Below are 8,994 nucleotides of genomic sequence, written 5' to 3'. Positions count from 1 at the left end.
CACCACAGGTGCTTCGGTGGGCACGGTACTGCGCTGGATGACGCTCGGGCTGCTCGGCTGGTCGTTCCTTGTGGCCGGCGTGACCGCTGCTGGCCTCGATCTGTTCACGTAGAGCGCGCTGCCTCCTGCCGAAATACGCTTGGACACACAATTGTGATATTGTCGAAGGAAGCTCGGTCGCTGGAAGCGGAATAAGGGAGACTTCGATGAAGATAACTCTCACGGGCGTACTTGCTCTTTGCCTTCTTCTTGCGCTGCCGGGTTGCGCACGCTCCAGAGGTGCCGACACTTCTGTCGCAGAAACCACTCCTGCAGTTGAGACCACCCCTAGCGTGGAGGTTACGCCTGTCGTCCAGGACTTGTCATCTCCGAACGAAGGCCTGCCGGTTGTCAACATATCGGACAAGACAAGAGCAGCCGGGAATCCTGATCGCCCGGTGTTACTGGACGCCGCCCGCAAAGCGGCTGGCCTGACGGGGCAGTTCTATGTCTGGCAGCTCTACATCCAGGGGACTACGGCCGTGGGGGATCTGCAAGAGACGAAATCGGCGACACGTACGCTGTTTGCTTTCGAGCGGGACGGCGCCGGGTGGAGGGTCGTTCACCAAAAACCATTCTTGGATGCCAGCGAAGCCGAGTTGCTGGAGTCGGCTCCATCCATCACTCAAGGACTCGCCGAATACGTGGATTTCGTGGTGCCGGTGCCGGTCAACGAGTTCTTTGTCAAAAATGCCCCTGCGCTTCGAGCGTTCGCCGCAGAATGGGGTTTGTCGATCACCATGCACGCCCCAACGAGGCTTCCTGAGGGGTTCGTGCTCGAAGACACAATAGTGAGGGACCAGAACATGAGTGCGTGGTACCGCAATGGCTCTGCACGAATTGTGGTTTGGCCGTTGATTTACGGGGACTACGGCGAAAAACCGCCACAAGCTATCTTTGACAATGTGCGATTTGGCAGTGAGGTCGCCTTCATGGACAGCTCTTACTGGCTCCTCAGCAGTGACTCCTTTGGCGAAGAAGGCCCCATGCTGCTGGGACCCGGACGGTATCAAGTCGTCGAGGGGGCCAACGTATCACCAGGCATGGTGGCCGCAGTTGCCCAATCGATGGTTCGGGTCGACTAAGCCAGAAGCTTGATGCGGGGCGCCCGGCCTTACGCCACCGGCTCGGAGAGCTGCGTCGTGATGTAGCGCTCGCCCGAGTCGGGCAGGATCACGCAGATGAGCTTGCCCGCGTTCTCGGCCCGGTTCGCGACCTCCAGCGCGGCGCGCACGGCGGCACCCGAGGAGATGCCGCAGAGGATCCCCTCATCGAGCGCCACACGCCTGGCTGTCTCGAAGGCGCCGTCGTTGGTGACCTGGACGACCTCGTCGATGAGCTTCCTGTCGAGGATCGAAGGCACGAAACCCGCGCCGATGCCCTGGATGCGATGCGGCCCCGCCTTGCCGCCGGAGAGCACCGGCGAGGCTTCGGGCTCCACCGCTATCGCGCGAAACGACGGCTTGCGAGCCTTGATGACTTCCGAGACACCCGTGATCGTCCCGCCGGTCCCCACGCCGGCGACAAGGATGTCGACCTGTCCAGCGGTGTCGGCCCAGATCTCCTCGGCGGTTGTGCGGCGATGCACCTCGGGGTTGGCTGGGCTGTCGAACTGCATGGGCATGTAGGAGCCGCGGATCATGCGCACGAGCTCCTTGGCCTTGTCGACCGCGCCGACCATGCCCTGGGGGCCGGGCGTGAGCACCAGCTCCGCGCCGAGCATCTGCATGAGTTTGCGCCGCTCGATAGACATTGTTTCGGGCATGGTAAGGATCAGCGGGTATCCTTTGGCTCTGCAGACCCAGGCCAGTCCGATCCCGGTGTTGCCCGACGTGGGCTCGACGACGGTGGCACCCGGCGCCAGCTTACCGTCCCGCTCGGCGGCCTCGATCATCGCCAGCGCGATGCGGCACTTGACGCTGTTGAGCGGATTGAACGCCTCGAGTTTGGCGACGACCGTCGCATGGGCACCCTCGGTCACTCGGCGCAGCCTGACCATCGGAGTGTGCCCCACGACTCCGGTGATGTCGTCGTATATCCGGTTGCGGAACGTGCCGCTAGCTTGCTCGTTTGACATGTCCTTACTCCTTCTTCAGATCACGTAGTCCGCTTCGTGCACCGTGTCGAATCCGTGGATGGCCATCAGCCGCTCCTTGATAAGTCGCGATTCCGGCGAGTTCCGTCGCCTAGGCCTGGGAAGATCGATGTCGACGATGTTTCGGATCGAACCCGGCAGTGGCGAGAAGACCACGACCCGGTCGGAGAGGTATGCCGCCTCTTCGATGTCGTGGGTGACCATCACGATCGTCTTGCGGGTCTCTTCCCACAGCGCAAGCAGCTCTTCTTGCAGCCTCTCGCGCGTCAGCGCATCGACGGCCGCGAAAGGCTCGTCCATCAGGATGATCCGGGGTTCGACTGCGAGCGCCCGCGCCAAAGCCAGGCGCTGCCGCATCCCGCCGGAAAGCTGCGACGGATACTTGTGGTCCGAATCGAGCAGGCCGACCTTGTGTAGGTAGTGCGAGGCCGCATCGTCCCTCTGCCGCTTGGGCACCTTGCGCATCTTGAGCGCGAACAGGACGTTCTGTCGAGCGGTCATCCACGGGAACACCGCGTAATCCTGGAAGATCATGGCGATGTCGTGCTTGGGGTTGTCTCGGAAGAGGCTGTTCGCGATAGGAGAGAGCAGCCGATACTTCTTGCGGTACGCCTCGGCTTCCTTGCGCGTCGAAGGCAGCGGCTCGAGCACCAGCTTGCCGTCGACCCACACCTCGCCGTCGCTGGGTGCCTGCAGGCCGGCTAGTATCTCGAGGAACGTCGACTTCCCGCAGCCGCTGGGCCCAAGGAGCGTCACAAACGTCCCTTCGGCGATATCGAGCGAGACTGAATTGAGTGCAGTGAATCCCTCGGCGGTCCCGTCCTCTTTGACCACCGAGAAGAACTTGCTCACGCCTTTGGCTTGGATCATCTCTCTACCTACCTATCCGCCACAGGGCGAGCTTGGACTCTGCGTACTTCATGACCTCGATGAGGAACCAGCCGATGAAACCGAGCAGCATCATGCACACGACCATGCGGTCGATCTGGAAGAACTCCTTGGCCTCGAGCAGCAGGAAGCCGATGCCGCTGCGTCCGCCGTACATCTCGGAGATCACCATCATCACGAGTCCGGTCGCGATTCCGATCTTGAGGCCCATGACCACCGAGCCCAGCGCGTTCCAGATATAGACTTTGGTAAGAAGCGTGAATTCGCTCGCCCCGAACGCCCGCGCCGAGGCCAGGTAGCGCGGATCGGTGTCCTTGATGCCTTGATAGGTATTGAACAGGATCGGGTAGAACGCGCCGAGGAAGATGAGGAAGATCTGCATCGGCAGGCCGACGCCCAGGGCGATGATCGTTATCGGGACCCACGCCGGCGGTGGCACGGGCGCTAGGAGCTGGAAGAGCGGCAGCGTGTGGCTTCGGATGAAGGTGTTCCACCCCATGAGCACGCCCAAGGGCAGGGCCACGGCCGCGGCCAGCAGCAAGCCCGCAGCGAGCCTGAGCATGCTCGCGCCGATGTGCTCGGCCATGTCGAGCGTGGTGAAGTCCTCCCAGAACGCAACCGCGACCACCGATGGGGCCGGAACCAGCGCCTCGGGGACGAGCCCTGTCCTCGGCAGTGCCTCCCAGATGATGAGCAGCGGGATGAGCACGGTCATGAACTCCCGCGAGAAGATGCTGCCAAGCGAGAATTTCGCGAACCCTTTGAGCTCCCCGAACACCGCGGTGAGGAAATGTCGGCGGCGCTTGGCCGGACCGAGCGTGCGGATCAAGGTATCGTCAGGCATCTGTCTTCTCCAAACACTTCGCGCTGCTCTTCTGTCAGCCTGGCAAAGGTCGCAATCGGATGGCTCTCGAGTACCTCGCGCGGCGTGCCCGTCGCCGAGGCAACGGCGGCCCTAAGCTCGCTAGCGGGCGCGTCGTTTGCCGCAAGCAGCTCCTCTGCGAGTGCGATCGCAGCGCTCGGGTTCCCGGAATCGACCAGCAGCAGGTATTCGGTCTGCGCCACCGATGGCGGGCAGCACACGTCCTGGCCCTCGGCGACCTCCCAGTTCTGGTAGAGGATGTCGTGCCCGTGCCGCTGGGCCAGCGCCGCATGAGCGCTCTTGACTAAGATCGCGTCGACGAGCCCCGCCTCCAGCGCGGGCAGCATGTCGGAAAAGGGGATGTTCTCGTAGGTCAGCGACTCGGTTGCCACTCCCGATCTCGCCGCATCGGCCTCGAACTGCCGAAGCAACCCGCACTGCGCCTGCACGGCGATTCGGCGGGACTCCAGGTCGGTAAGGCGGATGTCGAGCCCATCGCGCACCACGAGCGTCGCGCCGTAGGGGAACTCGATAGAGCCCGCTACCAGCAGCTTTCCGCCGCCGGGGCCATCAAGGAGCTGGCGGGCGCGCGAGAGCTCCACGAAGCCCGCGTCGACTTCGCCGGCGAGGAGCGCATAACCGACATCCGCGCTGCTTCGCGCCCGGACCGGCTCCCACGACGCGGAGCCCGCTTGCGCCACGAAGAGCGGTGCGAGCAGCGGATCGTCGACGTACCCGACCCGGTAGAGCCCGCGCTCGGAAGCATCGGCGCCCTGGCACCCCGTCAAGCCTGCGAGTGCAAGAACGCCGATGAGAAGCGATGTGACTATTCGTCCCACGTGATCCCTCGGAACTCCTCGGCGAACATGGTGGTTCCCGGGTTCTCGCGGATGTTCTCGAGCGCCACGAGCTCGTCGGCGAGGTAGCTGAGGCCCTCTACCTGGATCGCGGTGGTGAACAGGAGGCGTGCGTTACCGTTACGGATGGCGTCCTCGGGGGCGCCTGTGTACTGCGCCGCGATCTCGACGATGCGATCAGCGACCGGATCCTCGGCGATCAGCGCGTTCGCCTCGTCGATGGCTTCGATGAAGCGCTTGGCGGCGTCGGCGTTGTCTTCGAGAAATGCGGTGCGGACGTTGATCGTGCGGCAGGCGATCTCGGCGGCGGTTTCGGGAAGCACGATGCGAAAGCCCTTGAGCTCGGCGATGCTTGCATGCGGCTCCTCGAGGATCGCGCCATCGATGCGGCCAGCCTCAAGCGCCATGACCGCGGGTCCACCGGCGAGTTTCTCCAGGTTGAACTCGGCACCGGCCTCACGCGCTTTTTTCGAGTACGCGATGACCGCTTCGCAGGTGGGGGAGATGCCGGCGATGCTCTTGCCGTCCAGGTCGGCGTAGGTCTCGATCGGCGAATCCTCACTCACGAGCAGGACAGAGGTGCACGGCGTCTTTACCTGCGCGATCGTTTTCAGCGGCGCGCCGTTGGCGATCGCAGCGATGGCAACCGTGGGGCACGACCAGAAGATGTCGGCGCGGCCCGAGACGACCGCGTCCCTGGAGGCAGCCAGATCCTCGGCCTTGATGATCTCGACCTCCAGATCGCGCTCCTCAAAGAAGCCGAGCTCCTGGGCGACATACAGGTTCAGGTGGTGGGTGGAGCTGGCGTCAGCGACGACGATCCTGGTGGGACCCGGCTGCGCATCGGCATCGGGCGCGCGATCTTCGGCGGGAGCGCAGCCCGCAAGAGCCAGCAGGGCGATCCCGACTACCGGGCTTACGATTCGAACCATCCAACGTTTCATTGCTCTCTCCCTTCAGGTTGCAGCGAAGCCAGCATACAACCGAAAGGAGGGTGAGTTACGCACGTATCCGATGCGAATAGTGCCGAACGGGGGTTATCGAGCCGCGCTGACCGCCAACGCCTGGTCGAGGTCATCGCGCAGGTCGCCGAAGGACTCCAGCCCGACCGAAAGCCTCACGAGACCGTCGCCCACGCCAAGCGCCTCGCGCTGCGCCGCAGGCAAAGCCGCGTGTGACATCGTCGCAGGGTAGGTGAGGATGCTCTCCACGCCGCCCAGGGAGACGGCGGGTATCGGCAGCTTGACGGCGCCGAGGAACCTCCTGACCGCCGCGCCATCGGCCAGCGTGAAGCTCAGCACGCAACCAAGGCCGCTGCTCTGAGCCGCATGCAGATCGGCACCGGGATGATCGGCCAGGCCGGGGAAGTGCACCTTGCCCACGAGCGGGTGCGCATCCAGCCACTCGGCAAGCAGCCGTGCGGTCGCCTGCTGGGCATCCATGCGCACCTTCAGCGTGCGGATACCGCGCATCACGAGCCAGCAATCCTGCGGCCCAAGCACGGCGCCGAACGCGTTCTGCACGAAACCTATCCGCGCAGCCAGCTCACGGTCGGCGGTCACGGCCAGGCCAGCGATCACGTCGCTGTGTCCGCCCAGGAACTTCGTCGCCGAGTGGACCACGACATCGCAGCCAAGCTCGAGCGGGCGCTGCAGATATGGCGTCATGAAGGTGTTGTCGACGATCGTGATAAGACCCCGCTCACGGGCGATCGCGGCACACGCCGCCAGGTCGGTTATCCGAAGGAGCGGGTTGGAGGGCGTCTCCAGGAAGAGTGCCTTCGTTTCTGGGCGGATGGCGCTTGTCACGGCCTCGGTGTCGGTCGCATCCACGAAGGTGTGCGTGATCCCGAATCGAGGGAAGAGCGAGGTCAGCAGCCGGTACGTGCCGCCGTAGATGTCCTTGCACGCAACGACGTGCTGCCCGGCTTCCAGCACGCTGAGCACCGAAGCGATGGCCGCCACGCCGGAGGAGAACGCGAAGCCGCGATCGCCGCCTTCGAGCTCGGCGATCAGCGTCTCCAGAGCCTGGCGGGTCGGATTGCCCGAGCGGCTGTACTCGTAGGGGCCCGGGTCGTCCACGCAGCGCTGCCTGTAGGTCGAGGCGTTGTACACTGGGACGCTCGACGCACCGTGGTGGTCATCGGGGTCCAGGCCGCCATGGATCAGTCTCGTCTCCCAGTCCACTTCTCATCCACCTACCAAGGTCGGAAGCCTCGCAGTGTGCCCCTTCGGCAGGCCGCTCATGAGCGCACCAACGCCTGCTCAAGGTCGGCGCGCAAGTCCGAGATGTCCTCGATACCCACGGATATCCTGAGCAGCCGTTCATCGATTCCCAGCCGCCGACGAGTCTCTTCGGGCACGTCGGCATGGGTCTGCTCGAGCGGGTACGTCACCAGCGATTCTACACCGCCGAGCGACTCGGCGAACGAGATCACCTGCACGCCCCCGAGTACTTGCGCGACGAGCGCCGGGTCGACAACGCTAAACGAGAGCATCGCACCCATGCCCGGGTAGTAGACCGCCTCGACCAGCGGGTGAGCTTCGAGCCACTCGGCAAGCGCAGCCGCGTTCTCCTGCTGCCTGTCGAGCCGGACCGCGAGCGTCTTGAGGCCGCGCAGCAGCAGCCAGCAATCGTGTGGCGCGAGCACCGGGCCGCTGGCGTTCTGCACGAACGCGACCTCCTCGGCGAGGCGTTCGTCGCGCGCCACCACCACGCCTGCCAGCAGGTCGTTATGCCCGCCCAGGCACTTGGTGGCGCTGTGGACGACCAGGTCGCAGCCCAGCTCCAGCGGGCGCTGCAGGTACGGGGTCATCAGCGTGTTGTCGACGATCGAAAGCACGCCCCGCTCCCGGCACATCTGCGCGATGGTCGCGAGATCGGTGATCTTGAGCATGGGATTGGACGGCGACTCCAGCAGCATCGCCCTGGTCTCGGGCAGAAACGCCGCCTCAACAGCCGCCGGGTCGGTGGTATCGACGTAGCTTGCCGTCAGGCCGAAGCGGGAAAAGACGCTGTCCAGCAGTCGGTAGGTACCGCCGTACAGATCCTCGCCCAGCAAGAGGTGGTCGCCGGCCTCAAACATCAGGAAGACCGCCGTCAATGCCGAAAGACCCGAGGCGAAAGCGTACGCAGAGTGCCCGCCCTCCAGGTCGGCAAGTGCCTCTTCGAGAGCCTGGCGCGTGGGATTGCCCATGCGGGTATAGTCGTAACCGGTCGAAAGCCCCAGTCCGGGGTGGGCGAAAGTGGCCGACTGGTAGATGGGCACGCTGATAGCCCCTGTGACCGTATCGAAGCGCACTCCGCTTTGGACAAGGCGCGTGGAAAGCTCCTTGCCGCGGCCGCGCCCACTGCCGAATCTCTGCTGGTCTGTCATAGCCGACCTTCCTCCATCGGGATTCGGGCCAGCATACCATCGTTGGGCCTCGGCGAACAAAGACCCCGACCGTCACCGGATTGTCACCGGGGTGTTCCCGCGGTGCAACCCACCAGCGCGCCTGCCGTGCAATGATGAGGCAAGCCAGTCGTCAGCATCCGCGGGATGCGGTACGGGAGGAGTCACCATGAGTGCACCGAGACTGTTCGCGATCTTCACCATATTCGTGTTCGCGGCGTTCGGCTGGGTCTTTCTCGGCACGTCGATCGAGAGCCGGACGGGCCAGGCTGACTACGCCGGGTGGGACAGCGTCGGCGCGTTGTGGGGAGAGCCGCAGACGCAGTTGGTCCCGCGGTTCACATCGGCCGGCAGCGCCCTGCCGGTGGCATCCAGCGCGATAACCGTCGACCTCGACCTCGATCAGCGTCGCCGAGGACTCCTCTGGTACTCGACGTACGTCGTCGACTTCTCGGCGGCTTACGGGGTGACCAACCCGTCGAAGCAGGCGACCGAGACCAGGATGGCCCTGGACTTCCCGAACGCCGCTGGCGTCTACGACGGATTCACAGTCAGCGTTGACGGTGCGGCGGTGCCGGTCCGCATCGCCGAAGGCCAGGCGGTGGCCACGTTCACGATCCCGCCCGGAGCGACCGCGCTCGTCGAGACCGGTTATCGCTCGCAGGGGCTGGGCGAGTGGCGCTACATCGCGACCGATGGCGTAGGCAAGATTGACGACTTCACGCTGGTGATGAACACCGACTTCGACAACTTCGACTTCCCGACCGACGGCGTCTCGCCGACCTCTCGGCAGGCCACCGACGACGGCTGGGAGCTCACCTGGAGCTACGACACCCTGGTGAGCGGCCGTGCGATGGCG

At 64.5% G+C, this 8,994-nt stretch carries 9 protein-coding genes; 2 read left to right on the top strand and 7 right to left on the bottom strand.

Annotated elements, in window-relative coordinates; translation table 11 throughout:
- Window positions 1–206: 206 nt before the first annotated feature.
- Complete coding sequence (locus M1617_03850; protein ID MCL5887424.1) at window positions 207–1,124, top strand: hypothetical protein; 918 nt, start codon at window positions 207–209, stop codon at window positions 1,122–1,124.
- A gap of 29 nt (window positions 1,125–1,153) precedes the next feature.
- On the opposite strand, the gene cysK is transcribed toward M1617_03850, so the two are convergent.
- The 7 genes from cysK to M1617_03815 form a co-directional block, all read right to left on the bottom strand.
- A complete protein-coding gene (gene cysK, locus M1617_03845) occupies window positions 1,154–2,116 on the bottom strand; it encodes a cysteine synthase A (GenBank protein MCL5887423.1) in 963 nt (320 codons plus the stop codon).
- Between the two features lie 15 nt (window positions 2,117–2,131).
- Window positions 2,132–3,004 carry an ABC transporter ATP-binding protein gene (locus tag M1617_03840; protein ID MCL5887422.1) on the bottom strand — a complete coding sequence of 291 codons (873 nt, stop codon included), beginning with the start codon at window positions 3,002–3,004 and terminating at the stop codon, window positions 2,132–2,134.
- Window positions 3,005–3,008: 4 nt separating this feature from the next.
- Window positions 3,009–3,866, bottom strand: coding sequence for an ABC transporter permease (locus tag M1617_03835; protein ID MCL5887421.1), 858 nt, complete (start codon window positions 3,864–3,866; stop codon window positions 3,009–3,011).
- On the bottom strand, window positions 3,848–4,723 hold the full coding sequence (locus M1617_03830; protein MCL5887420.1) for a hypothetical protein: 876 nt from the start codon (window positions 4,721–4,723) through the stop codon (window positions 3,848–3,850). Before M1617_03830 ends, M1617_03835 begins: the two co-directional genes overlap by 19 nt.
- On the bottom strand, window positions 4,711–5,685 hold the full coding sequence (locus M1617_03825; GenBank protein ID MCL5887419.1) for an ABC transporter substrate-binding protein: 975 nt from the start codon (window positions 5,683–5,685) through the stop codon (window positions 4,711–4,713). Before M1617_03825 ends, M1617_03830 begins: the two co-directional genes overlap by 13 nt.
- Before the next feature lie 93 nt (window positions 5,686–5,778).
- Window positions 5,779–6,927, bottom strand: coding sequence for a PLP-dependent aspartate aminotransferase family protein (locus M1617_03820; protein MCL5887418.1), 1,149 nt, complete (start codon window positions 6,925–6,927; stop codon window positions 5,779–5,781).
- 56 nt (window positions 6,928–6,983) lie between these two features.
- Window positions 6,984–8,117, bottom strand: a complete 1,134-nt coding sequence (locus M1617_03815) for a PLP-dependent aspartate aminotransferase family protein (GenBank protein MCL5887417.1) — start codon at window positions 8,115–8,117, stop codon at window positions 6,984–6,986.
- A 187-nt stretch (window positions 8,118–8,304) separates the two neighbouring features.
- Here M1617_03815 and M1617_03810 point away from each other — a divergent pair.
- Window positions 8,305–8,994, top strand: a 690-nt coding sequence (locus M1617_03810; GenBank protein ID MCL5887416.1) for a hypothetical protein, incomplete at its 3' end; no start/stop codon positions are given.

The sequence above is a fragment of the Actinomycetota bacterium genome, from assembly GCA_023488435.1.
Classification (GTDB): Bacteria; Actinomycetota; Coriobacteriia; order Anaerosomatales; family UBA912; genus UBA912.
Note: the sequence above shows the minus strand (reverse complement) of the source record. Positions and strands in the feature narration are given on the sequence as shown.